Here is a 25,697-nt window from a genome sequence, read left to right on the forward strand (position 1 = left end):
CTGGAATGGATAGCAGAGGGATCTCCCCGTCGGGAGTGACGTATTTTGAGGAATAACGATGAAAAGAATCGCAATCACCTGTGCATTACTGTCGAGCTTTGTGGTGAGTAGCGTTTGGGCTGACGCCGCCAGCGACCTGAAAAGCCGTCTGGATAAAGTCAGCAGCTTCCACGCCAGCTTTACCCAAAAGGTGACGGATGGCAGCGGCGCGGCAGTGCAGGAAGGTCAGGGTGATTTATGGGTTAAACGTCCAAATCTGTTTAACTGGCATATGACGCAGCCTGACGAGAGCATTCTGGTTTCCGACGGCAAAACGCTGTGGTTCTTTAACCCGTTTGTCGAGCAGGCGACTGCAACCTGGCTGAAAGATGCTACGGGAAATACACCGTTTATGCTGATTGCGCGTAACCAGTCCAGCGACTGGCAGCAATACAACATCAAACAAAACGGTGATGATTTTGTGCTGACCCCGAAAACCAGCAGCGGTAATCTGAAGCAGTTCACCATTAATGTCGGACGTGATGGGACTATCCATCAGTTCAGCGCTGTTGAGCAAGATGACCAGCGCAGCAGCTATCAGCTGAAATCTCAGCAGAATGGTGCAATTGAACCTTCGAAATTCACCTTTACCCCGCCACAAGGTGTAACGGTGGACGATCAACGTAAGTAGAGGCGTGTGAGTGGGCAATCTGTCGCTCGATTTTTCTGATAACACCTTTCAGCCCCTGGCCGCGCGAATGCGGCCAGAAAATTTAGCGCAGTATATCGGCCAGCAGCATTTGCTGGCTGCAGGGAAACCCTTGCCGCGCGCCATTGAGGCCGGACACCTGCACTCCATGATTTTATGGGGGCCGCCGGGAACGGGCAAAACGACGCTGGCTGAAGTGATTGCGCGTTATGCGAACGCCGATGTTGAACGCATTTCGGCGGTCACTTCAGGCGTGAAAGAAATTCGTGAAGCCATAGAGCGCGCACGTCAGAACCGCAACGCGGGTCGGCGTACTATCTTGTTTGTGGACGAAGTTCACCGGTTTAATAAAAGCCAGCAGGATGCGTTTCTTCCGCATATTGAAGATGGCACGATTACATTTATTGGCGCCACCACAGAAAATCCCTCTTTTGAACTCAACTCAGCATTATTGTCACGTGCGCGTGTCTATTTACTGAAATCGCTAACCACTGACGATATCGAGCAGGTGCTGGATCAGGCGATGGAAGATAAAGCCCGTGGTTACGGCGGCCAGGATATTGTTCTGCCGAATGAAACCCGTCGGGCGATTGCTGAGCTGGTGAATGGTGATGCGCGGCGGGCGTTAAATACGCTGGAAATGATGGCCGATATGGCCGAAGTGGACGGCAGTGGAAAACGCGTTTTACAGCCCGCGTTGCTGACGGAGATTGCCGGCGAGCGTAGTGCGCGCTTCGATAATAAAGGCGATCGTTTTTATGATCTTATCTCCGCATTGCACAAGTCGGTACGCGGCAGTGCGCCGGATGCGGCGCTTTACTGGTATGCCCGCATCATTACTGCGGGGGGCGATCCGTTGTATGTTGCACGCCGCTGTCTGGCAATTGCGTCTGAAGATGTAGGCAACGCCGATCCCCGTGCAATGCAGGTAGCGATTTCGGCATGGGATTGTTTCACTCGCGTTGGGCCAGCTGAAGGTGAGCGGGCCATTGCGCAGGCGATTGTTTATCTGGCTTGCGCGCCGAAAAGTAATGCGGTTTACACCGCCTTTAAAGCTGCACTGGCGGATGCCCGCGAACGCCCGGATTACGATGTGCCGGTACATCTGCGCAATGCGCCGACCAAACTGATGAAAGAGATGGGTTACGGTCAGGAATATCGCTATGCCCACGATGAGCCGAATGCCTATGCTGCCGGGGAGGAATACTTCCCACAGGAAATGGCACAAACGCGCTATTATCACCCTACAAACAGAGGTCTTGAGGGTAAGATTGGCGAAAAGCTCGCCTGGCTTGCCGGACAGGATCAAAATAGCCCTATAAAACGCTACCGTTAGTGTTATCGTTGCGGTAATGTTGTCGATGTATCCCTGTGACCGCAGGCTGTGGTCACTACCTCCTATTTTAATTCGATAAGCACAGGATAAGCATGCTCGATCCCAATCTGCTGCGTAATGAGCCAGACGCAGTCGCAGAAAAACTGGCAAGCCGGGGCTTTAAGCTGGATGTAGATAAGCTGCGCGCTCTTGAAGAGCGTCGTAAAGTTCTGCAGGTACAAACAGAAAACCTGCAGGCAGAGCGTAACTCTCGATCGAAATCCATCGGCCAGGCAAAAGCGCGCGGGGAAGATATCGAGTCTTTACGTCTGGAAGTGAACAAACTGGGCGAAGAGCTGGATGCCGCGAAAGCTGAACTTGATGCCCTGCAGGCTGAGATTCGTGATATTGCGCTGACCATTCCTAACCTGCCAGCGGACGAAGTGCCGGTGGGTAAAGATGAAAATGACAACATCGAAGTCAGCCGTTGGGGTACCCCACGTGAGTTTGATTTTGAAGTACGCGATCACGTTACCCTGGGTGAAATGCATACCGGGCTCGATTTTGCTGCGGCTGTTAAGCTGACCGGATCCCGTTTCGTCGTCATGAAAGGGCAGATTGCGCGTATGCATCGTGCGCTGTCTCAATTCATGCTGGATCTGCATACTGAACAGCACGGTTACAGCGAAAACTACGTTCCGTATCTGGTTAACCATGACACGCTCTACGGTACGGGTCAGTTGCCGAAGTTTGCCGGTGATTTGTTCCATACGCGCCCGCTGGATGAAGAAGCCGACAGCAGCAATTATGCGCTGATCCCAACGGCCGAAGTTCCGCTGACCAACCTGGTTCGCGATGAAATCATCGACGAAGACGCGCTGCCAATCAAAATGACTGCGCATACGCCATGTTTCCGTTCTGAAGCTGGCTCTTACGGTCGTGATACCCGTGGTCTGATCCGTATGCACCAGTTCGACAAAGTTGAGATGGTGCAGATTGTACGTCCTGAAGATTCCATGGACGCACTGGAAGAGATGACCGGTCATGCTGAAAAAGTGCTTCAGCTGCTGGGTCTGCCGTATCGTAAGATCATTCTGTGCACAGGTGACATGGGCTTCGGCGCATGCAAAACCTACGATCTGGAAGTCTGGATCCCGGCGCAGAATACCTATCGCGAAATCTCTTCCTGCTCTAACGTGTGGGATTTCCAGGCTCGTCGTATGCAGGCGCGTTGCCGCAGCAAATCCGACAAAAAGACCCGTCTGGTGCATACACTGAACGGTTCTGGTCTGGCGGTAGGTCGTACGCTGGTTGCTGTAATGGAAAACTACCAGCAGGCTGATGGCCGCATTCAGGTACCGGAAGTATTACGTCCGTACATGAATGGTCTGGAATACATCGGTTAAGTCATCTTTTCCTGTTAAAAAAGCGCCTGCGGGCGCTTTTTTTGTGCCTGATTGATACCGGACAATAACCCTTACCTCGTTAGTGGTAATACTACCTTCGAATGAAGGACAGTATTTATCTCTGTCTTTCCGCAAATTCACTATATACCAATCTTTATAACGACAGTATCGATATATAAATATCTATACAACGAGTTTTTCTTTTTGTTTATTGTGAGCAGCAGAGTGAGCCACTATGAAAACTAAGATCCCCGATGCCGTCCTGGCAGCTGAGGTGAGTCGTCGCGGTTTAGTCAAAACGACGGCGATAGGCGGACTGGCGATGGCCAGTAGCGCGTTTACCCTGCCATTTACCCGTATTGCAAATGCCGCAGAAGCCATCAATCCCGCACAGATTAATGAGAAAGTGATCTGGAGCGCGTGTACGGTGAACTGTGGTAGCCGCTGTCCTTTGCGAATGCATGTGGTGGACGGTGAAATAAAGTATGTGGAAACCGATAATACTGGCGATGACAATTACGACGGTTTGCACCAGGTTCGCGCTTGTCTGCGTGGTCGCTCCATGCGTCGTCGTGTCTATAATCCCGACCGTCTGAAATATCCGATGAAGCGGGTTGGTAAGCGCGGTGAGGGTAAATTTGAGCGTATCAGCTGGGATGAAGCCTACGACATCATCGCCAGCAATATGCAGCGTCTGATTAAAGACTACGGTAACGAGTCGATCTACCTCAACTACGGTACCGGTACGTTGGGCGGCACGATGACGCGCTCATGGCCACCGGGAAAAACGCTGGTTGCTCGTCTGATGAACTGCTGTGGCGGCTACCTGAATCACTACGGTGATTACTCTTCTGCGCAAATTGCGGCCGGTCTGAATTATACCTACGGTGGTTGGGCTGATGGTAACAGCCCGTCTGATATTGAAAACAGCAAGTTGGTTGTTCTGTTTGGTAATAACCCCGGTGAAACCCGCATGAGCGGTGGTGGGGTAACCTATTACCTGGAGCAGGCTCGACAGAAGTCAAATGCCCGTATGATCATTATCGATCCTCGTTATACGGATACGGGCGCGGGGCGTGAAGATGAATGGATCCCGATTCGCCCGGGGACGGATGCGGCGCTCGTCAATGGTCTGGCGTATGTGTTGATCACAGAGAATATGGTTGATCAGCCATTCCTCGATAAATACTGCGTGGGGTATGACGAGAAAACCCTACCGGCAGGCGCACCGAAGAATGGTCACTATAAAGCTTACATTCTGGGTCAGGGTAAAGATGGTATCGCGAAGACCCCGGAATGGGCGGCGCAGATAACCGGTATTCCGGCAGAGCGCATTGTTAAACTGGCGCGTGAAATTGGCAGTGCCAAACCGGCTTACATCAGCCAGGGCTGGGGACCACAGCGTCACGCTAACGGTGAAATTGCCACTCGTGCCATTTCTATGCTGGCTATTCTGACCGGTAACGTGGGTATAAATGGCGGTAACAGCGGCGCGCGCGAGGGATCTTACGATTTGCCGTTTGAACGTATGCCTACGCTGGAAAACCCTGTTGAAACCAGCATTTCGATGTTTATGTGGACAGATGCGATTGAGCGTGGCCCGGAAATGACGGCGCTACGTGATGGCGTTCGTGGAAAAGATAAGCTCGATGTTCCGATTAAAATGATCTGGAACTATGCCGGTAACTGCATCATTAACCAGCACTCTGATATCAACCGCACTCACGAAATCCTGCAGGATGATAAGAAGTGCGAAATGATCGTTGTCATCGACTGTCATATGACCTCTTCGGCGAAATATGCCGATATCCTGCTACCGGATTGCACGGCTTCTGAACAGATGGACTTTGCGTTGGATGCATCCTGCGGGAATATGTCCTATGTGATTTTCACCGATCAAGCCATTAAACCGCGTTTTGAATGCAAGACTATCTATCAAATGACCAGTGAACTGGCGAAACGCCTTGGCGTAGAGCAGCAGTTTACCGAAGGACGTACCCAGGAAGAGTGGATGCGTCATTTGTACGAACAGTCACGTAAAGCGATACCTGAACTGCCGACGTTTGAAGTCTTCCGTCAGCAAGGGATCTTTAAACAACGTGACCCGGAAGGGCATCACGTGGCGTACAAAGCGTTCCGTGAGGATCCGAAAGCCAATCCGCTCACCACGCCGTCGGGTAAGATCGAAATTTATTCTCAGGCACTGGCAGAGATCGCTGCGACCTGGGAACTTCCTGAAGACGATGTGATCGATCCCTTACCGATTTATACCCCGGGCTTTGAAAGCTTAAACGATCCGCTGGTAGAGAAATTCCCTCTGCAATTGACGGGATTCCACTATAAGTCTCGTGTTCACTCAACCTATGGCAACGTCGATGTCCTGAAAGCGTCCTGCCGTCAGGAGATGTGGATCAACCCGATGGATGCGCAAAGGCGTGGGATTAACAACGGCGACAAGGTCCGCATTTTTAACGACCGCGGAGAGGTGCATATCGAGGCGAAAGTCACGCCGCGTATGATGCCAGGTGTCGTGGCACTCGGTGAAGGTGCGTGGTATGACCCGGATGTGAAGCGTGTGGATCAGGGCGGCTGTATTAACGTGCTGACGACCCAGCGTCCTTCTCCTCTCGCCAAGGGGAACCCGTCACATACAAACCTTGTTCAGGTTGAAAAGGTGTAAGGAGTAACCGATGACAACCCAGTATGGATTTTTTATTGATTCCAGCCGTTGCACCGGTTGCAAAACCTGCGAACTGGCCTGCAAAGACTACAAAAATTTAACCCCTGACGTCAGTTTCCGTCGTATCTACGAATACGCTGGCGGCGACTGGCAAGAAGACAATGGTGTCTGGCATCAGAACGTTTTTGCCTATTACCTCTCCATTGCATGTAACCATTGCGAAGATCCGGCCTGTACCAAGGTTTGTCCAAGCGGTGCGATGCACAAGCGTGAAGATGGTTTTGTCGTTGTCGATGAGGATGTGTGCATTGGTTGTCGCTATTGCCACATGGCCTGTCCTTACGGTGCGCCGCAGTACAATGCTGCGAAAGGGCATATGACCAAGTGTGATGGCTGTCATGACCGCGTTGCCGAAGGTAAAAAACCGATCTGTGTCGAGTCTTGCCCGTTACGTGCACTGGATTTTGGTCCGATTGACGAGCTGCGCAAAAAGCACGGGAATCTGGCTGCCGTTGCGCCACTGCCAGGTGCGCACTTCACCAAGCCAAGCATCGTTATTAAACCTAATGCCAATAGCCGCCCTACCGGGGATACCACGGGTTATCTGGCCAATCCGAAGGAGGTGTAAGATGGGAAGTGGATGGCATGAGTGGCCGCTGATGATCTTCACTGTTTTCGGACAGTGTGTGGTAGGTGGTTTTATTGTCCTGGCGCTTGCGTTGATGAAAGGGGAGTTACGCGCTGAATCACAACAGCGTGTGATTGCCTGCATGTTTGGGCTGTGGGTGCTGATGGGTATCGGTTTTATTGCCTCGATGTTGCACCTGGGCTCGCCGATGCGTGCCTTTAACTCGCTTAACCGCGTAGGCGCTTCTTCGCTGAGTAATGAAATCGCCAGCGGCTCGATCTTTTTTGCCGTGGGGGGGATTGGCTGGTTATTGGCGATGATGAAAAAAATGTCGCCAGCGCTGCGTAATCTGTGGTTGTGCGCCACCATGGTTCTGGGCGTGCTTTTCGTCTGGATGATGGTGCGTGTGTATAACACCATTGATACCGTACCAACCTGGTACAGTGTTTGGACCCCGATCGGTTTCTTCCTGACGCTGTTTATGGGCGGGCCGTTGCTCGGTTATTTGCTCCTGCGCGTGGCAGGGATTGACGGGTGGGCAATGCGTCTGCTGCCTGCGATCTCCGTTCTTGCGCTGGTCGTAAGCGGTATCATGTCTGTCATGCAGGGAGCTGAACTGGCTACTATCCACAGTTCGATTCAACAGGCGTCTGCGCTGGTACCAGACTATGGTTCGTTGATGGCATGGCGTATTGTGGCACTGGCTTTAGCACTGTGCTTCTGGATTGTGCCGCAAGTGAAAGGCTACCAGCCTGCGATACCGCTACTTTCTGTTGCCTTTATTCTGCTGCTGGTGGGCGAACTGATTGGTCGCGGTGTGTTCTACGGTCTGCACATGACCGTTGGCATGGCGGTTGCCAGTTAAGATGAAAATACCGGATGGTGAGGGGGTATTCCCGCGCCATCCGGTGAATAAAAAATGCGGTTCATCCATGAAATTTTTCAACTGAACGCAGCGGGACATTTTTGTTTTAGATCAATTAAAACAAACAGATGTCCTTTTCTCTTTTTTATCCATTCACGTTAAGAATCAGTAATACAAATCGATAGTCCCGAAAGCACCTCAGCGCTCTAATTACGCCGATTGACAATGTTTTTGGCAGTGGCATGATGCGCATGAAATTTGAACTTCCTCACGGTTTTTATTCATGTCCACCTACACCCGACCCGTCATGCTGTTGCTGTGCGGGCTGCTTCTGCTGACTTTAGCGATCGCCGTTTTAAACACGCTCGTTCCGCTTTGGCTCGCCCATGAAAATCTGCCAACCTGGCAGGTGGGGATTGTTAGCTCGTCTTATTTCACCGGAAACCTGGTGGGGACGTTGTTAACCGGGTATTTAATTAAACACCTTGGCTTTAACCGCAGCTACTACATCGCATCGCTCATTTTCGCCGCAGGCTGCGTCGGGTTAGGCGTCATGGTCGGTTTCTGGAGCTGGATGAGCTGGCGTTTTATCGCGGGCGTCGGCTGCGCCATGATTTGGGTGGTGGTGGAAAGCGCGTTGATGTGCAGCGGGACTTCGCGCAATCGTGGACGCTTACTTGCCGCTTATATGATGGTCTATTACGTGGGGACGTTTTTAGGGCAGCTGTTGGTCAGTAAAGTCTCGACTGAGCTAATGAACGTTTTGCCGTGGGTCACGGGGATCGTTTTGGCGGGCATTTTACCTTTGCTGTTTACGCGGATCGTGAATCAGCAACCAGACGATCATAACCCGACCCCGATTGTATCAATGCTAAAACTTCGACAAGCCCGATTGGGCGTGAATGGCTGCATTATCTCGGGCATTGTGCTGGGTTCTTTGTATGGCTTGATGCCGCTTTACCTCAACCATCAGGGCGTCAGTAATGCCAGTATTGGTTTCTGGATGGCGGTTCTGGTCAGTGCCGGTATTCTGGGGCAATGGCCGATCGGGCGGCTGGCGGACAAGTTGGGTCGCCTGCTAGTACTCCGTGTTCAGGTATTTGTAGTGATCCTCGGCAGTATTGCGATGCTGAATCAGGCGGCAATGGCACCAGCGCTGTTCATGCTGGGCGCGGCGGGTTTTACCCTCTATCCGGTGGCGATGGCCTGGGCCTGTGAAAAAGTGGAACATCATCAACTGGTCGCCATGAATCAGGCATTGCTATTAAGTTATACCGTGGGCAGTTTGCTGGGGCCGTCATTTACAGCGATGCTGATGCAGAATTACTCGGATAGCCTGTTATTTATCATGATTGCCAGCGTATCGTTTATTTATTTGCTGATGTTGTTGCGTAAAACTGGGCGCACCCCGAATTCCGTGGCGCATATCTGAGTTCTAATCATCGAAGGCAACAGGTTCCCGTGTATACGTCACTGGACGTTTTATGAGAATCTATTGCCTCTGATAATCCACCGCCTTTCCTGAAAAATAAACTGTGCAGAAGGTTATAGTTTTGCACTCTGCTATTTCCGCTCCCTCATTTTACCGCGCATAATCCTTCGCCTCATTTTATTCATAATCAAAATAGTTTCCACGAAGGATCGCGTCATGGCGGGTGTGCAGGAAAAACAATTGCGATGGTACAACATCGCATTGATGTCGTTTATTACAGTTTGGGGATTTGGCAACGTTGTTAACAACTATGCTAATCAGGGATTGGTCGTTGTCTCCTCGTGGATCTTTATTTTTGCGCTCTATTTTATTCCCTACGCGCTGATCGTCGGACAACTGGGTTCAACGTTTAAAGATGGCAAAGGTGGTGTCAGTACCTGGATTAAACACACCATGGGTCCCGGGCTGGCTTATCTTGCCGCATGGACTTATTGGGTTGTGCATATCCCTTATCTGGCACAGAAGCCGCAGGCTATTCTGATTGCGCTCGGATGGGCACTGAAGGGAGATGGGTCTTTAATTAAGGAATACACCGTAGTGGCGTTACAGGGACTGACGCTGGTACTGTTCATCTTTTTTATGTGGATAGCATCCCGTGGCATGAAGTCGCTGAAAATCGTCGGTTCCGTTGCGGGTATCGCGATGTTCGTGATGTCTATTTTGTATGTTGTGATGGCGGTAACCGCGCCGGCAATCACCGATGTTCAGATGGCCACGACAAATATCACCTGGGAATCGTTCATTCCACACATTGATTTCACTTATATTACGACGATCTCAATGCTGGTATTTGCGGTCGGTGGTGCCGAGAAAATTTCGCCTTATGTCAACCAGACACGTAACCCGGGCAGGGAGTTCCCGAAAGGAATGCTTGTCCTGGCTGTCATGGTGGCGGTGTGCGCAATCCTTGGATCGCTGGCAATGGGAATGATGTTTGATTCCCAGCATATTCCTGATGATTTAATGACCAATGGTCAGTATTACGCGTTTCAGAAACTTGGCGAATATTATGGTATGGGCAACTCGCTGATGGTTATTTACGCGATAGCCAACACGCTGGGACAGATTGCCGCTTTAGTATTTTCAATTGATGCGCCACTTAAAGTTTTACTGGGTGATGCAGATAACAAGTATATTCCTGCCCGTTTGTGCCGTACGAATGCATCGGGTACGCCGGTGAACGGCTATATACTGACGCTGGTGTTAGTGGCGATTCTGATTATGTTGCCGACGCTGGGAATTGGTGACATGAACAATCTGTATAAATGGTTGCTGAATCTTAACTCAGTTGTTATGCCATTGCGTTATTTATGGGTGTTTGTGGCGTTTATTGCGGTCATTCGTCTGGCGCAGAAATATAAGCCAGAATATGTTTTTATCCGTAACAAGACGTTGGCGTTAACCGTCGGGGTATGGTGTTTTGTCTTTACTGCGTTTGCCTGTATTACCGGCATTTTCCCAAAAATGGAAGCGTTTACGCCTGAGTGGACATTCCAGCTGGCGCTGAATATAGCAACACCGTTTGTGCTGGTCGGATTGGGCTTAATTTTCCCGCTGCTGGCGAGAAGAGGGCGATAAGACGAAATAGGGTGGGTAACGGATAAGTTACCCACCGGAAGGATCAATACATTACTTTGTGACCGTATTGCTCAAGAATACCTTTCACGCGTTCCATGGTCTCTTTTTTCGGCGGCTTCACGCCATCCAGTTTGTACTCTTCACCCATTGCCACCCATTTGTGTTTACCCAACTCGTGGTACGGCAGCAATTCGATTTTTTCGACATTGCCCATATCGCGGGTAAATTCGCCCAGGCGGTGTGCGGAGTCGTCATCGTCAGACCAGCCAGGAACGACGACGTAGCGGATCCACACTTTGATGTCTTTGTTGGACAAGTAGCGCGCAAATTCCAGCGTACGATGGTTAGATACACCCACCAGATTCTGGTGAATTTCATCGTTCATCTGTTTGAGATCGAGCATGACCAGGTCAGTCACTTCCAGCAGTTCATCGATTACCGGATCGTAACGGCGGACGAAACCGTTGGTATCGAGACAAGTATGAATACCTTCTTTCTTACAAGCACGGAACCAGTCACGAACAAATTCAGCCTGTAGAATGGCCTCGCCGCCGGATGCCGTTACACCACCGCCGGATGCGTTCATAAAGTGACGATAGGTCACGACTTCTTTCATTAACTCTTCGACGGTCACTTCTTTGCCGCCGTGCGTATCCCACGTATCACGGTTATGGCAATACAGGCAGCGCATCAGGCAGCCCTGGAAGAAAGTAATAAAACGGATACCTGGGCCGTCTACGGTGCCACAGGATTCAAAGGAGTGAATGCGACCAATAACTGCCTTTTCAGGTGCAGTGATTGCTGTATTTTCTGTATCTTTACAATGGGTTAAGTTGCTCATATCGCTTTAAGTAACTCTAGTTAACTCTGGTTTATGGACACATTATGGACATTCTGGACACCGGATTCAGGGTGATTGCGTCCTGTAAAAAATCAGGGGCAAAGTGCGCATAGACCATTGTTTGCTGGATGGTCGAATGCCCAAGTATGCGTTGCAATGTGATTATGTTACCTCCATTCATTATAAAATGTGTGGCAAATGTGTGCCTCATTACATGAACGGCCTGCCCATCAGGTAGATCCGGTTTTACTTCCTTCAGGATTCGACGGACTGTGCTGTACTTGGCTTTAAACAAAAGCCCGGATTTCTTTCCCTTGATACGTAAAGCCAGCTCTGCAGAGATAGGAACAGTTCGCCGTTTGCCGTTCTTGGTTTTCATGAACGTCACCATGTTTTGAATAATATGCTCAGCCTTCAAACGGGATACCTCTCCCCATCGTCCACCAGTAGCCAGGCAGACCAGAGCAATATTCAGCTCATCTCCATCGAGTCTGGCCAGCAGTTCCTGAATTTCATCATCAGTCAGAAATGCCATTTCTGCTTCAGCTTCTTTCAGGCGCTTCACTTCACGCATGGGGTTATGGCCATGATATTCACCGGCATCAATCAGTTTGGTGAATAGACCGCTTAATATCGCCACATGTCGGTTCACACTAGCCGGCTTTAAACCTTCACCCATCAGTATGACGCGGTAGTCGATAATTGCCTTTTTCGTTAGCTGGTCCGCACGATATACACCCATTTCTGCAAAACGGTTGAGAATTGTGGTTAACCTGCCGCGCTCAATGTCGCCTCGCTCATGCAGTTTTCCATGATAGATCCACCATAAGTCCAGCAGTTCGTTCAGCTTTCTCCGGTCTGCAGGTTTTTCCAGCCAATCTTTATTGTGAAAATTAACCAGGATGTGACGCTCAAAGAGTTGGGCTTCACCCTTGGTGTTAAACTTCCGTCGGATACGTTTTCCATCTGCACCCTGCGGTCTTACGTCCACTTCATATCGACCATCATCAAGCTTTTTAACAGACATAAAGCCCTCCGATGATGCGTGTTTCTACGTCTTGTTTCTGTTCATGACAAAAGGTAACCGTACATTTACTGCATAGATAAGCGGCGTGAATGCTTAGCCAATCTTTTTGCCTGAGTGCTGCAAGGTTGTTTCGTCTTGCCCAGAGTGTGCGAGAACCGGTGCGATTTGCCCGGATGCGGGATCTGTTTCATCGAACAGAAACCAGTCGCGGTATTTTCGAAAACGAGGATGTTTAAGAAGCTTCATTCCAGCCTCTAGGGGCATCTTAGATTTTCCAGATTCGTAACCATGATAGGTTGTGTAATTAATATTAATTAAATCAGCAACTTCCTTGGTTTTCATTCGTTCTGACTCACGAATGAGCTTTAATTTTTCAGACTGGGCTATTGACATAAAATCCATAATCTCCAATTATATACAAAAGTTCCATATTTAGCCTTGTGTGGCTTAGTTTGGCTCTAGGTAAACAATTGGAGAATACCAAATTGACTCGTAAATCAGAATCGCCAGCGCAGGTTAAACCGCCGATTGAGGGATCGAAAACTCGCCGCAGAACGAAGGATGTGACCGAGGAAACTGCACTGAACTTATCGAACGTTGCCGCCCTGGTATCGAAGGAGGTGTTTGCAGCCTCTATTGGCAAAACACCGAAGGCAGTTGTTGAGATGGCCAAACAGGGGAAGCTGCCGGCGTTCTACATGTCAGATCCGCAAAAGCCGAACGGCAATGCTGAGTTATGGATAAATCTTGAGGAATGGAACAAATACGCTGCCCATCTTGTAGAGCAGGCTCCGGCAGAGTGGCATAACTGGAAAAACCGTATCAGCCATAGCAAATCAACGCATAAATAAAATCATCGTTGGATAACATCATGAAAACAAAATATGCCACGCTTATTCGTAATTTGTTGCAGAGCTATCAGGCTCAGGTAACGGTAATCGAAAAAGAAAATTATTCTGTCCACAGTGACGGTATTCAGTTAATGGAATTAAACCTCCAGTTAGCTAAATGTCTGGAGGGGATTTCAGCAACGGCACGATTCAATAACGATACGGTTGATTTCGAGGAATTGCATAAAATTACCCTGATGGCGTTTAAAGGTGACATTCCGACTGAACATAATATTCCGGCGCTTTCTTCATTGGCCTCCGGTGAAATACGTAAAAACAATTCTAACCTTAAACCACTTACTGCTGTTCAACGTTAAGGGAATACTATGAAACATTTAATGATTGACCTGGAAGCAATGGATGATAAATCCACTGCAGCAATTACAGCTATCGCAGCGATTTTCTTTAATCCAGAAACGGGGGAAGTTGGTAAAACATTTTATCGCCGTATCAGTCTGGAAGATGCAATGAGCAACGGCGGGACAGTCAGTGCGGAGGCTATTGAGTGGTGGTTGCGTCAGTCTTCTGAAATACGTTGTCAGTTGCTTGATGAGGATTGTCAGGATTTAGAATTAGCCATCTGTGATTTTTACGCGTTTGTCAGTGAGAATGCTGAACCATCGGCTGTTAAGCTATGGAACGGGTGCCCGTCGCTTCACAGTTCGGTATTGCGTCACGCCCTGAATAAGTTTGCAGGGCCGTGTTTCTCTTACGGTAATGAGCAATCTGTTATTACTGTTGTTGAACTGGCATCGACGCTGGGGCTTAATATGGATAATATTATTCCGTATACCTTCACTCGCAATGCGTATAATCATGCAATACATAACGTAAAAATAGTCTCTTATGTGTATGCTTATCTTATAAAAATAGCCAGTGTGAAATAACTATGCTCACAGTGACCTCTCATGCAAGTGAATGTGTCATAAATAAAGCGTTCACTCTGCTAAGCGAATATTACAGCGGCAAAAAGAATTATCAGCTTGTTAAACCACATTTTTATATAAAGATGAATGTATCTCTGCGCTGGCGCTTGCTCAGTAAAGATGATGGTAAAAGTTGGGAATTAATGACCCATGAACGTTATAACAAGCAATTCAGAATATAACTTTTTGCCTTGATGGCTGCTTTAATTACTGGGATTTCTATGAACGTCACCATTCAACAGGAAGTTGTCAGACGGTTAATTAATGACTTCTCCTTTAAAGAACGTGAACAGTATTTACAGCAGGGCGTTTGCCCTGCATGTCACAAGAAAGAACTGTTTACCAGTATCGAAAAGCCCTGGATGTTGAAGTGTGGCCGCGAGAATAAATGCGGTAAAGAAATACTGGTCAAAGAGTTGTACCGGGACATTTTTGAGGACTGGTCAAAGCGTTATCAGCCCACACCCGAAACACCAAATGCCACTGCAGAAGCCTATCTCCGCGAAGCCAGGGGACTGGATACTACGAAACTGGCTGGTTGCTATACCCAGGGTACTTTCCTCAAGAATGGTCTCGGCAGCGCCACGGTGAAATTTAAGCTGGCGAACGGCAGAGGCTGGGAGCGCATCATTGATCAACCAGACCGTTTTAACCAGAAAGCCAATTTTATTGGTAATTATGCTGGCTACTGGTGGGAATATCCCGGTCTGGATTTGTCCGGGCAGAAAGAGATTTGGATCACCGAGGGTATTTTTAATGCCATTGCGCTTAATGAAGCGGGAAAGGCCGCAGTGGCCACCCTCAGCAGCGTTAATTATCCGAAGGCATTGCTCGATATGCTGACTGAAATCCTCGGCGATAAGCCCCGTCCACGGCTGGTATGGGCATTTGATGATGATAAAGCCGGTCGCAGCCATATCATAAAATTTGCACGTCGCGCCCGGGATGCTGGCTGGGAAGTCTCTGCAGCGTTGCCTTCGGAAAATGGGTCATCCCTTGACTGGAATGACCTGCATCTGCGTGAACGGCTAGAACCACACAATATTACCCAGTATCGCCATTACGGACGTCTACTACTGGCAGAAAGCCCGGCAGCGAAGGCGCTGGAGATGTACAACCATAACAGCTGGCGCAGCTTTTATTTTACCTTTGGTTTTCGCACTTACTGGTTTGAACTGGACTTTGAAAAATACTCCAGGGCATACGACCGCATACAGGAGCTGGAGGGGATATTTGACGAGGAACTTGCCAAAGAAAAAGCCATTAAGGAATCGGGAAGCCTTGAAGAAATCGCGAATTGCGTGATGCAACCGCTGTATTACCAGGTATCAAAACCCACCGATGAGGCGTGGTATTACCTGCGTGTTATGGCTCCCAATATGCCAACTGTAAAAAGCACGTTTACCGCCAGTCAGTTGACCAGTTCTGCAGAGTTTAAAAAGCGTCTGTTGCATATGGCCAAAGGTGCACTCTTTACCGGCACTACTAAGCAGTTGGATATCATTTTTCGTTCTCTGCAAAACATCAAAGAGGTGAATACCATGAACTGGCTCGGGTTCAATAAAGACCATAATGCATGGATATTTAATGATGTGGCCATCAGTAAAGGACGTGTTTTCACGCTGAATGAGGAGGACTATTTTGATATTGAAAAGCTATCCATCAAAAGCCTGAGCCTGACCCCCTCATTAAACCTGAATGTGGATCTGCGTGATTTTGAAACGAACTGGGTTAATGACATCTGGACGGCGTTCGGAACCAAAGGCTATATCGCGCTGGCGTTCTGGCTGGGGTCTTTTTTTGCTGAGCAGCTGCGCCAGCGTAATAAGTCCTATCCATTCCTTGAGATAGTGGGCGAGCCGGGAACCGGTAAATCCACGCTGATAGAATTTCTGTGGAAGCTCTGCGGCCGTGAGGATTACGAGGGTTTTGATCCATCGAAATCAACGGCTGCCGCGCGTGGCCGTAACTTCTCTCAGGTATCAAATCTGCCTGTTGTTCTGATTGAAGGTGATCGCCAGTCGGTTGAAGGGAAGTCCAAAAACCTCCGGGCGTTTGATTATGACGAGCTGAAATCCCTCTATAACGGACGCGCATCCCGCGCCCTCGGCATCAAGACCAACAATAACGAGACATACGAACCACCGTTCAAAGGTGCAATAGTCATCGCGCAGAACGCCGATGTTGATGGCTCAGAGGCGCTGTTATCCCGTCTGATTCATATTGCAACTGACCGTTCTGGCCAGACGCCTGAGACAACAGCTGCTGCTGTACGTCTTGAGCAGATGCCGGTTCAGGCAGTATCAGGTTTTTTGATAAAAGCGACATCGATGGCTGATGAACTGCTGGCAGAGTACGACAAGCATCTGGCTATAGCTCAGCAGCAATTTAAGGCGCAGGGCATCATTAAATCTAACCGTATCAGTCTCAATCACGCGCAAATTCAGGCAATGCTGGCCGTTTTGCCACTGGTTGTGCCGGTACCTACTGATCGCATTCAGCAGACCTGGAAATACGCAGTAACGCTGGCAGAAGAACGTCAGAGAGCGCTCAATCAGGATCACCCACTGGTGCAGGAATTCTGGGAAATGTTTGATTACCTGGACGGTCAGGAATCAGCAGGAATGAACCACTCCGCCATATCTGAACCGAACGAAATTGCTGTCAACTTTAACCATTTTGAAGAGGTGGCCGCGCACTACCGGCAGCGCCTCAACTTTACGATGGTTGATATCAAAAAGCTGCTTAAGAACGGGAGTAAACGCAAATATCTGCGTACCTGCTCTGTGCGTAGTGACGTCAGCAAACAGTTCAATCAAGGAAAAGACACTGCATATCGGCGTTCTGAAACGTATTACTGTTGGGTATTTAGTCGGGAAAAATAATGGGGATATTATGAATATTTTTTGCAAACTTTATGAGGTTGGTAGTTTTCAGGTGCTTGTTGAAAAAATCATTGATGATGAAGATAAACCGGCGATTTTATTTCGCTGGCATCCTGAAGACGGATTAATTAAATCTACTGATTATAAAATCAGCTTTAATTCATTGCAGGCCAGAAATGTTGTTTTCCATAATATGAATTTAACATTTATCCGATTGATGATTGAGAAATGTCAACATCATATTGATTTGCTTAATGGGGGAAGTACGACACTAAACGATATTAACGTTGGCTGGATGGGGTTTGATCCAGCACAGGTTAGCGAGGATAAATAATGGACGAAATAACGAAAGAACGGCTGATTGACCTATATTCATTTGAAATGAATATATCGCCTGAAGAGGTGCAGAAACTCGCGAGAATGGCGTTAAGATTGTCAGACGAGCTACAGAAACGTTGCAAGGTTGATAACGCCGAACCTGTATATCAAATCAGAATGCGTCCGCCAGGGGATAGCCTATGGTTTTCATGGATTGATTGCGCGGAGGGTGCATATAATGCCGCGCTGCGTTATACCACTGAACCTGATATTGATGGATGTATTTATCAGGCACGTAAACTCTACGCCGCACAGCCGCCAGTTGGTAATTCCTGAGACTCTGCCATGCTCCGTTGCATTAAAGCCAGGGCTTATCATTGGCAAGGGCTGCAAAACAGAGACTTTGCTGACTGCGTTGCAGCGTTGGTGACCATAAATCGAAATTGACGTTTTGACGCCGGAAGAGCGTACAAAGCAGGAATTATAACATTGCTGGCCTGTCCAGTCCCTTCAGCCTTCCCATCAGCTCGACCTTTTTCTTTGGGTCGAGTGAGCCAATTAGCCCCACCAGTAAGTCATCTAATGATTTTCTGCTGGGGCTGAGAGTATGTTTAAACGATACCTGCAGAACGTATGTATGGCCGCAATTCACGTCACTGCAGGCACAATACGCTTCAGTGAGTTGAGGGTGAATGGGATTGGTTGATTTAATCACCGCTCTGGCCCCGCATTCTGGACACTTAATCCGCATTTTACGCTCCTTGCTATCACCAGATTTAATATTCATTTGCGCTTAAAATTTACCCCATTATGCATCAACTTGTTCCGATTGTGTAAAGATAATGCGCAAACTTGCGGGGATGTCACTGTCATTATTCACGGCGTCCCGGATGAGTTTTTGTATCGGGGTAACCTCATCCCGCTGGTATGCGTCCCGTGTTTTTGTGATATCCGGGAATGAGCTGTTGTTGTTCGGCATCATCCCGGCCAGTCCGGGCGGGAAACGATGGGCATTCAGGATGTCCTGCATCGAGATATTCTTGATGTTCACAAACTCATCTTTTGCGGTCATGTCACTGACGGGTAAAAGCTGTACACCTTTTTCTTTCCCGCCCGGGATGTTGATCATCATGGATTTGAAGTTGCCTACACCTTTGCCAGCCGCAATTTGTTGTTTCATCTCATCTTCCATTTCGTCCGTCATGTTCGGGTCAGTGGTGTACAGGATGTATCCGAGATGAGCGCCGTTTTTGTAATAACGGCGTCGGAAAATAGTGGCTTCATTGTTGAGCATGGCACTGTGGATGCCCCCGAGATAATCGGGTTTACCGTATACCTGCTGACGTGTGTCATAGAGTTTGATAAAGACAATATCTTTCTCGGCATACGTCAGCGCTCCGCTTTTCTGCAGGATGTAAAATTTCTGGTCCTTGCCGCGGCGCAGATAAAGTGAGGGCAGGGGATGCAGGCCAATCACTTTACCAAAAGCATTACGCAGTTTGAGCAACGCAACATCGCCAAATGTGAGCAGATTCATCACTGCAGCCTGAATATTTTCCTGCATCATGCCGCCACCGCTGACAAAATCGGCGGTGATCATGTTGGTTCTGGCTCGCAAAATACCACCATGCTGGCCGTTGATATCTGGCAATTCAGCAAGCGCCAGCCGGTTGACTGGCAGGGTGTAGAACTGGCTCGAACTGTCGTAATACACCGGTTTATATTCCAGCGGGTTGAGGATAGCCCGCTCCGGGTTGCCAAAGGTGATCATGCTCATTTTCTGCTGCGCCGGCGCGGTGTTTTCTGCCGTTACGGGTTTACGGTTCTTTTTGCTCATCCCAGAATCCATCTTGATTTGCGTTTATGTTCGGTATTCAGCGGCTCGTTCTGCATAGCGTGTGATATCGCCCAGAATGAGTCGGCGTGCCCGGTTTCCTGTGACCGCGTAGCGACGAACGTCATGGCGTTACCGCTGGCGGTGGTGGTGCGTTTGATGGCCATAAAGCTGGCCGCGATGTCCTTGTCTTCCCGGTCCCACTCGATGCGATTGCCGCCAACCACGTCGATCATCTTCAGTACCAGACGGTTTTTACTTTCCACGCTGTAGTGGATAGGTACGGCCTCCCGGGGCGCGAATGCGCTGACAATATCGAATACACCGGCACCGATGCCCGTGACGTCGATCCCGATGTAGGTGAGGTTGTACGCCTCTTTAATTTTTTTGATTTGCTCGGCCTGGAACTTGAATGACAGACCTGTCCAGACCCATTTTCGTAATACCCGATATTTTTCGGCGGCATACAGTGGCACTGCGATAACCACAAATGTGGCGTTGTCGGTAGTGCGGCTGGGGTCATAGCCTCCCCAGACTTCCCGGTTGCCGAAGGGGCGCGGGTCATCTGGCTTAAAGTCCTGCCACATTGCCGGGTCGGTACCGCATTTCATCAGCTGGTCGAAGCCAAAAACGGCATCTTTATCGTCAACGAACACACACATAAACAGCATGTCGAAGGCGGGGCCGCTGTAGCGGTCACGCAGGTCATCAATATTTGCCAGATTAAATCCGGCTTTTACCGCGTCTTCGATGGTGACAATCAAGCGCCATTGTTTATCCGGGCATAGCCTGCCACCGTCACGCAGTTCGGCCTCGGTCGGGAACTCAATGTGTTTACGTTCCGGGCGACCCCTACGCCATTCGTCCCCGGTCCAGAACGGATACGCCTCATGCGCTTTTGAGCTGGGTGTAGAGAAATAGGTGATGCGCCAGTGGTCATGCGTGGCCATCGCTGATGCAACGTCATTCAGTTTGCGGAATTTCGGGATCCAGAAATACTCATCGATATAGACGTTGGCGCTTTCTGACTGGGCTGTATTGCTGTTTGTTCCCAGAAAACTCATTTCTGCGCCGTTGCTCAGGCGTATCGGGTTACCGGTCAGTTCGATACCGAGAAATTTATGTGCTATCTGTACGATATAGCGTCGAAACACTTCGGCCTGACGTTTTGATGCGGACAGAAAAACCTGTGGCTTTCCATTGAGGATCGCGTCTTCCAATGCCTCACCGGCAAAATACCAGGTGGCACCGAGCTGTCGGGCTTTAAGGACATTACGGATTTTCTGATGCAGGTTTTCGCGCAGTGTCAGCTGGTACCCAAACAGTACCGACACCCACTCGTTAAAGCTGTCAGCGGTTATCTCACTGACATCATTTTTGCGCTTACGGCCTTTGCGTTGCTGGATGGTACCTTCATCTGTGAGGGTACCATCCGCGCATGATTTGCCACTCTCCTGCAGGTGCTGCAGCTGCAGCAGCTTCTCTTCCCGCTTTGCGCGCTGAGCCAGCAGTTTTACGTGATGGCCAACGAGCTGATCCAGCTCCTGCAGCTCGAGCTGCGATTTGCCGTCACGGTCTGTCAGTACCTGGATACGGCGTGATAATGCGGCCTCTACACCTTCCTCGCTCAGCAGGTCACGCCAGCTGAACTTCTCGGCCCAGTAGTAGATGATGCGCACGCTGGGTAGCCGTAGCTCCTCTTTGATCTCCTGCGGTGTCCACCGTTTGAGATACAGGGCGCGGGCGACGTCCCTGATTTCCTCAGAATATTTCTGCGCCATATTCCCTCTGGCTATTGTTCCTTTTTGACCATTCTGACGGGATGGCAAGAGATTACATTCCGCTAAATTCCGCTGCGTCCCGCTATCAATACGTAGCGAAACTCCCCGAGATCCCACTAAGTGAATTTCTTTTCTCGTTCCGTTTTACTGGTGTCCAGGGACGAAAAGGGACAGGGACGTTATGCCACGTTTACGCACAGACTGGATTTGTGTTGCTACCGCAGGGAAAACAGCGGACGGACGCGAAATCAAGGAAGAATGGCTGCAGGAAGCGGCCGATACCTATAACCCACAAACTTATACCGCTCTTATCTGGCCACGCCACGACACACTTGAGGCGCGAGCGTGGAGCTATAACTACGGTGAAGTTGCTGGGCTGAAAGCAGAACGTGTGGATGGTGTTCTCAAATTGTTTGCCCAGCTCATGCCAAATGACTGGCTGATTGCCACCAACGAATCCGGGCAGAAACTTTTTACATCTATTGAAGTTGTCGAGAACTTTGCCGGCACCGGGAAATATTATTTGTTTGGGCTGGCGGTTACAGATATTCCGGCCTCTCTGGGTACTGATCGCCTGATGTTTAGTATGGGCAGTACGCAATCTGCGCTGGAACAGGGAGGAGCAGAAATGTTTTCTCTCGGTGAACTCAGTGAAGTTAGCGAAGAAGCCAAAGCCCGGGAGAAGAACTTCCTCCAGCGCTTCTTCAGCCGCAACAAAGACAACCCACCTCAAACCAAGGACGAGGACGAAATGACCAAGGAACAGTTCGATGCGCTGATGGGGCGCATGGATACGCAGGATGCGGCGATTACCGGCATTCAGGAACAGGTGAAAGCGTTCAGTGCCGGTAATCAACCCGCCGATCCTCAAAAGCAGGAAATTAAGCCGGAAGACAAACCGACCACGGTTATCACGGCCGAGCAGTTTACTCAGTTGGAAGGGAAGCTGGATGGCCTTGTGCAGAAGTTTGAGCAGGTGGCCAGCGCGAACACCACCAAAAAACCGGATGAAAATCCAGGCGAAGAAAACAAAGTCTGGCTGTAAGGAACAGGGATGAAACCACAAACCGAAAAGCTCGTACAACAGGTACGTGACATTCTGGCCAAACAGTATGGCGCTGATCCAGCCGTGATTCTGGCGGGTAAATCATTTGCCATTACCGGGCCACAGGAAGAGCGTCTGCTGGGGGCGGTTCAGGAATCTGTTGATTTCATGAGCCTGATTAATATGCCTTTGGTGACTGATATTCAGGGGGAAAAGGTCTTTTCTGGTATGCAACAGACCATCACCGGTCGCAAAGCATCTGGCCGCTACCGCCGTAATATTAATCCTGCTGGTGCAAAATACACCTGCGCACCTACTGATAGTGGAGTGATTGTGCCATGGCATCAGGCTGATACCTGGGCGCGTATGGGCGATCAGTTCATGGCGCTGTATGCGCAGTTTGTGCAGCGCCAGATTGCACTCGACCAGTTGATGATCGCCTGGAATGGTACGTCTGTTGCTGACAGTTCTGATCCGGCCACCAACAAGCTGCTGCAGGATGTGAACACCGGCTGGCTGCAGTGGATGCGAACCAATCTGGCCAAAAATATTCTGACTGGCGGTAAGACTGCCGACAAAATCAAAGTCGGGACCGATGCAACGGCTGACTATACCAGTCTCGATCATCTTGCTTATGACCTGCGTCAGGGACTTGACCCCGTACACCGTCAGCGTACTGACCTGGTACTGATGGTCGGTGCTGACATTATCGCTAAAGAAGCGGATGCTGCCGGCAAGATGCATGGTCGTACTCCGACCGAACGTGCGGCCATGAAACAAATGGATCTGATGGGGTCATTCGGTGGTCTGCCGGCTGTCATTCCTCCACAGTTCCCAGCGCGTGGGTGTGTCATCACCACTTACTCTAACCTGTCGATTTATACCCAGACGGATTCGATGCGTCGTGGCTTCAAAGACGATGATGAGCTGGCAGGCCTGGTGGACTCCTACTACCGCAACGAAGCGTACGTGGTGGAAGACGAAACCCTGTTTGTGGGTATCGAACCGGCGAACGTCGTGCTGGAAGGCGACAAAGGCACAACCACTAATCCGTAAGGGGTGTTATGAGCCTGTTTCGTGATCATCAGCGCCGTGTTGAAGCGGCGCAGGCAATGGCTGCGGGTAACGTTGAGGCAGCAACCAATGCCCCTAACAGCCTGCATCTGCTGGTCACGGCACTGGCGGTGGATGTGCAACGGTTGCGCAGCCTGTCGCAGATTGGGCAGCGGATTGTGATGAAGCGTGACGAACTGCTACCACGATGGATGCCGTATGTGCGGGAATATCTTGCAGGCGACTCCGTCCATCTGCACCCGGTGTTCTCGTACTGTGTGATCTGGCTGTTCGACGTGGAAGATTTCAGCCTGGCACTGGACTGGGCTGACCTCGCCATTGAACAGGGGCAGGACACACCGACAAATATCCGCAGCGATTTTCCGCATTTTGTGGCGGATACAATGCTGGCATGGGCTGAGCGTGAAGCGGATAACGGCCGCGCGGTAGAACCGTACTTTTCACGCGTCAGTCAACGTGTCCTGGAGGAATGGCCGGTCAACGAGATTGTCAAAGCCAAGTATCTGCGGTTCTCTGGCCTGCAGCTGTTGCGCGGGAAAGATGGCAGACCATTAGCATCTGCCATCGATGATGATGCGCAGTTGGCCAAAGCAGATACGTTTCTGGCAGCGGCGCAGGATATGTACCCACAAATTCAGGTTCGTACGCTTCGGGACAAAATTGCACAGCGCCGGCGCAAGCTGACGCTGTAACGAGCACCGACCCACGGCGGCTCGCAGGGGAGACAACAGGCATCAGCCTAAATAGTCGTGGAGCCTGGTCTGAGCCGTCTTTTCCAGGGAGAACATATGTTTAACGGCAAGCCAATTGATTATCAGGATATTGCTGTCACTAACGATGGATTCTGGCCTGACCTGAATGTGAAAGACTTTCAGGACAGCCGGAACATCCCGGCAGATATCGCTGCTGGCACAGTGGCCGATGCTCTTGTCAGCGCGATGGCGCAGGTCAATGCCAGCCTGGTTGCGCGTCGTGATTACTGGACGGGGATGGGTATCGTTAAAGCCGCTGCCGTTTCGGGGCCGTCATATGAAGGGGAAAGTTACGTTGTCGCGCAGTACCGTAAAGCGGTATTTGCCCGGGCGAAAGCTGACCTGATGGGTGAATGGACCAGCGTTTTCCGGGTAAAAACAGATGCACAGCCGGGGGCAGAGGAAACCCGGGACAGCCTCCTGGCTGAAGCCAACTTTGCGTTGCGTAGCCTCAAAGGGCTGTCACGCGTGGGAGTGTCCATCATATGAGCCTGCTGGAGTCACTGACTGAGTTTGTAAGAAGCAACATGCCGGAACGCGCCATGGAAGGGTTTGACAGCCTCATGGATGAGGTGCGTTTCGTGCCGGCCGCGCGCGACCTCGGAGCGGGGCAGTACCGTCTGGCCATCATGCAATATACGGCCACGCTGGCATGGGAGCGTTTCCCGTACCGTATCTGTCCACCGCAACTGATTATGGCGCTGCTGCTGTCCTGGTACCAGAATGACGGGGCAACGGCGATGGATGCCATCAATGTGGACTGGGATCTGCCTGAACTGGATGTGGAAATCATCGATAACGAAACGGCCATCGTGGTGGTTACCGCTCAGATGGCTGAACCTCTCGATCTCCTGGAAGATGCGGACGGTGCTATTCCGCTGGACGGTCAGCGCTGGAAGCTGGCCGATGCGACGGTCTGGACGGCTGAACAAGCCACACTCTTTTTCGGTAACGGGAACGGGACATGGCCGGTGCAATCCGAGGTGAGTTAAACCCCACGCAACTGAAAGCGCTGCGTGATGCGCTGAAGTCACTGGAGCTGCCGCCGGCAAAGCGCCGCCGTCTGCTGTGGCGGCTGGCGAAATATGGCCTGGTGGCAGCAGCAAAGCGGAACGTACGCAATCAGCAGTCACCAGAAGGGGCTGCATGGGCACCGCGTAAAACAAAGCGCAGAGGCAAGATGCTGCGCAATTTGCCAAAGCTCATCCGCATCCGGGAAATGCCGGAGATTGATGCAGTCAGGCTTTATCTGAGCGGGGGATACTACCGCAACGGCACACGCGAAGTGCCTGCCGGCACGGTGGGATATGCACAGCAGAACGGTATGACGGCGACAATCAGTGCCCGTCAGTCATCCGGCAGCAGCCGCCAGTCAGGACCGGCAACACTGCGACAGGCAAAGCGTCTGCGCAAAGCCGGATTCAAGATGCGCAGCGGTAAACGCTGGCGAACGCCGGGTTACAAAGAAATTCAGTCGAAGGTCAGCGCTGCTCAGGCGGGGTTGTTGATTCGCAAGCTGGAGGGGACTCCGGCAAAACAGACATGGACCGTCACTCTGCCTGCCCGTGAGTTTCTGGGTATCGGGGAAACGGATTTTATGAACGCACTCGCTCGCCAGCTGCAGGCCATTGGTTTCGGCTGGGATGTGAATGCACAGGATATAAGGGGTTAA

Annotated in this window: 26 protein-coding genes; 20 read left to right on the forward strand and 6 right to left on the reverse strand. The window is 50.3% G+C overall.

The features are described from left to right. The first annotated feature begins 58 nt into the window (after nt 1-58). The 8 genes from lolA (at nt 59) to N7268_RS13485 (ending at nt 10,652) form a co-directional block, all read left to right on the forward strand. Nucleotides 59-670: an outer membrane lipoprotein chaperone LolA gene (gene lolA, locus N7268_RS13450; protein ID WP_040233939.1), complete on the forward strand. Its 612-nt coding sequence runs from the start codon at nt 59-61 to the stop codon at nt 668-670. Between the two features lie 10 nt (nt 671-680). Continuing rightward, on the forward strand, nt 681-2,024 hold the full coding sequence (rarA, locus tag N7268_RS13455) for a replication-associated recombination protein A (RefSeq protein WP_198904711.1): 1,344 nt from the start codon (nt 681-683) through the stop codon (nt 2,022-2,024). 92 nt (nt 2,025-2,116) lie between these two features. Then, nucleotides 2,117-3,409: a serine--tRNA ligase gene (serS, locus tag N7268_RS13460; RefSeq protein WP_260863290.1), complete on the forward strand. Its 1,293-nt coding sequence runs from the start codon at nt 2,117-2,119 to the stop codon at nt 3,407-3,409. 235 nt (nt 3,410-3,644) lie between these two features. Further along, nucleotides 3,645-6,089 (forward strand): dimethylsulfoxide reductase subunit A, encoded by a 2,445-nt coding sequence (gene dmsA, locus N7268_RS13465; RefSeq protein ID WP_260863291.1) that lies wholly within the window; start codon nt 3,645-3,647, stop codon nt 6,087-6,089. A gap of 10 nt (nt 6,090-6,099) precedes the next feature. Beyond that, entirely contained in the window at nt 6,100-6,717 is a 618-nt protein-coding gene (dmsB, locus tag N7268_RS13470; RefSeq protein WP_260863292.1) for a dimethylsulfoxide reductase iron-sulfur subunit DmsB, read from the forward strand. Nucleotide 6,718: 1 nt separating this feature from the next. Further along, the gene (locus N7268_RS13475; RefSeq protein WP_260863293.1) at nt 6,719-7,582 is read left to right on the forward strand and encodes a dimethyl sulfoxide reductase anchor subunit family protein; all 864 of its coding nucleotides are present in this window, start codon (nt 6,719-6,721) and stop codon (nt 7,580-7,582) included. Nucleotides 7,583-7,865: 283 nt separating this feature from the next. After that, entirely contained in the window at nt 7,866-9,014 is a 1,149-nt protein-coding gene (locus tag N7268_RS13480; protein WP_260863294.1) for an MFS transporter, read from the forward strand. A gap of 216 nt (nt 9,015-9,230) precedes the next feature. Next, nucleotides 9,231-10,652 (forward strand): amino acid permease, encoded by a 1,422-nt coding sequence (locus tag N7268_RS13485; protein WP_260863295.1) that lies wholly within the window; start codon nt 9,231-9,233, stop codon nt 10,650-10,652. 43 nt (nt 10,653-10,695) lie between these two features. Here the strand turns inward: N7268_RS13485 and pflA are convergent, their stop codons facing one another. The 3 genes from pflA to N7268_RS13500 all read right to left on the reverse strand — a co-directional run bounded on the left by pflA (nt 10,696) and on the right by N7268_RS13500 (nt 12,913). Beyond that, entirely contained in the window at nt 10,696-11,493 is a 798-nt protein-coding gene (gene pflA / locus N7268_RS13490; RefSeq protein ID WP_260863296.1) for a pyruvate formate lyase 1-activating protein, read from the reverse strand. 31 nt (nt 11,494-11,524) lie between these two features. Continuing rightward, complete coding sequence (locus N7268_RS13495) at nt 11,525-12,520, reverse strand: tyrosine-type recombinase/integrase (RefSeq protein ID WP_048231798.1); 996 nt, start codon at nt 12,518-12,520, stop codon at nt 11,525-11,527. A gap of 93 nt (nt 12,521-12,613) precedes the next feature. Continuing rightward, nucleotides 12,614-12,913 (reverse strand): helix-turn-helix transcriptional regulator, encoded by a 300-nt coding sequence (locus N7268_RS13500; RefSeq protein ID WP_048231841.1) that lies wholly within the window; start codon nt 12,911-12,913, stop codon nt 12,614-12,616. A 170-nt stretch (nt 12,914-13,083) separates the two neighbouring features. On the opposite strand from N7268_RS13500, the gene N7268_RS13505 reads away from it, so the two are divergent. The 6 genes from N7268_RS13505 to N7268_RS13530 all read left to right on the forward strand — a co-directional run bounded on the left by N7268_RS13505 (nt 13,084) and on the right by N7268_RS13530 (nt 17,875). After that, nucleotides 13,084-13,371 carry a Cox family DNA-binding protein gene (locus N7268_RS13505; RefSeq protein WP_231586489.1) on the forward strand — a complete coding sequence of 96 codons (288 nt, stop codon included), beginning with the start codon at nt 13,084-13,086 and terminating at the stop codon, nt 13,369-13,371. Nucleotides 13,372-13,391: 20 nt separating this feature from the next. Beyond that, complete coding sequence (locus N7268_RS13510; RefSeq protein ID WP_219371948.1) at nt 13,392-13,727, forward strand: hypothetical protein; 336 nt, start codon at nt 13,392-13,394, stop codon at nt 13,725-13,727. 9 nt (nt 13,728-13,736) lie between these two features. Further along, on the forward strand, nt 13,737-14,297 hold the full coding sequence (locus N7268_RS13515; protein ID WP_048231794.1) for a 3'-5' exonuclease: 561 nt from the start codon (nt 13,737-13,739) through the stop codon (nt 14,295-14,297). A 260-nt stretch (nt 14,298-14,557) separates the two neighbouring features. Next, nucleotides 14,558-17,221 carry a toprim domain-containing protein gene (locus N7268_RS13520; RefSeq protein ID WP_260863297.1) on the forward strand — a complete coding sequence of 888 codons (2,664 nt, stop codon included), beginning with the start codon at nt 14,558-14,560 and terminating at the stop codon, nt 17,219-17,221. Between the two features lie 10 nt (nt 17,222-17,231). Continuing rightward, complete coding sequence (locus tag N7268_RS13525; protein WP_260863298.1) at nt 17,232-17,555, forward strand: hypothetical protein; 324 nt, start codon at nt 17,232-17,234, stop codon at nt 17,553-17,555. Then, on the forward strand, nt 17,555-17,875 hold the full coding sequence (locus N7268_RS13530) for a hypothetical protein (RefSeq protein WP_048231789.1): 321 nt from the start codon (nt 17,555-17,557) through the stop codon (nt 17,873-17,875). Before N7268_RS13525 ends, N7268_RS13530 begins: the two co-directional genes overlap by 1 nt. A gap of 145 nt (nt 17,876-18,020) precedes the next feature. Here N7268_RS13530 and N7268_RS13535 read toward each other — a convergent pair whose 3' ends face one another. Genes N7268_RS13535 through N7268_RS13545 form a run of 3 tightly spaced genes read right to left on the reverse strand, consistent with a single transcriptional unit; the run spans nt 18,021 to nt 21,154 of the window. Continuing rightward, nucleotides 18,021-18,326, reverse strand: a complete 306-nt coding sequence (locus N7268_RS13535; protein ID WP_075553269.1) for an ogr/Delta-like zinc finger family protein — start codon at nt 18,324-18,326, stop codon at nt 18,021-18,023. Between the two features lie 21 nt (nt 18,327-18,347). Next, the gene (locus N7268_RS13540) at nt 18,348-19,376 is read right to left on the reverse strand and encodes a phage portal protein (protein ID WP_048231787.1); all 1,029 of its coding nucleotides are present in this window, start codon (nt 19,374-19,376) and stop codon (nt 18,348-18,350) included. Further along, nucleotides 19,373-21,154, reverse strand: a complete 1,782-nt coding sequence (locus N7268_RS13545; RefSeq protein ID WP_048231785.1) for a terminase large subunit domain-containing protein — start codon at nt 21,152-21,154, stop codon at nt 19,373-19,375. The genes N7268_RS13540 and N7268_RS13545 overlap by 4 nt, the downstream gene beginning before the upstream one ends. 181 nt (nt 21,155-21,335) lie before the next feature. On the opposite strand from N7268_RS13545, the gene N7268_RS13550 reads away from it, so the two are divergent. The 6 genes from N7268_RS13550 (at nt 21,336) to N7268_RS13575 (ending at nt 25,697) form a co-directional block, all read left to right on the forward strand. Continuing rightward, nucleotides 21,336-22,199, forward strand: a complete 864-nt coding sequence (locus N7268_RS13550; protein WP_048231782.1) for a GPO family capsid scaffolding protein — start codon at nt 21,336-21,338, stop codon at nt 22,197-22,199. Between the two features lie 9 nt (nt 22,200-22,208). Further along, on the forward strand, nt 22,209-23,255 hold the full coding sequence (locus N7268_RS13555) for a phage major capsid protein, P2 family (protein ID WP_048231780.1): 1,047 nt from the start codon (nt 22,209-22,211) through the stop codon (nt 23,253-23,255). A gap of 8 nt (nt 23,256-23,263) precedes the next feature. Next, complete coding sequence (gene gpM, locus N7268_RS13560; protein ID WP_053065173.1) at nt 23,264-23,965, forward strand: phage terminase small subunit; 702 nt, start codon at nt 23,264-23,266, stop codon at nt 23,963-23,965. 96 nt (nt 23,966-24,061) lie between these two features. Then, nucleotides 24,062-24,514, forward strand: a complete 453-nt coding sequence (locus N7268_RS13565) for a head completion/stabilization protein (RefSeq protein ID WP_048231778.1) — start codon at nt 24,062-24,064, stop codon at nt 24,512-24,514. Further along, entirely contained in the window at nt 24,511-25,017 is a 507-nt protein-coding gene (locus tag N7268_RS13570) for a phage tail protein (protein ID WP_048231776.1), read from the forward strand. Before N7268_RS13565 ends, N7268_RS13570 begins: the two co-directional genes overlap by 4 nt. Further along, nucleotides 24,990-25,697, forward strand: coding sequence for a phage virion morphogenesis protein (locus tag N7268_RS13575; RefSeq protein ID WP_048231775.1), 708 nt, complete (start codon nt 24,990-24,992; stop codon nt 25,695-25,697). Before N7268_RS13570 ends, N7268_RS13575 begins: the two co-directional genes overlap by 28 nt.

The sequence above is a fragment of the Citrobacter sp. Marseille-Q6884 genome, from assembly GCF_945906775.1.
GTDB lineage: Bacteria > Pseudomonadota > Gammaproteobacteria > Enterobacterales > Enterobacteriaceae > Citrobacter.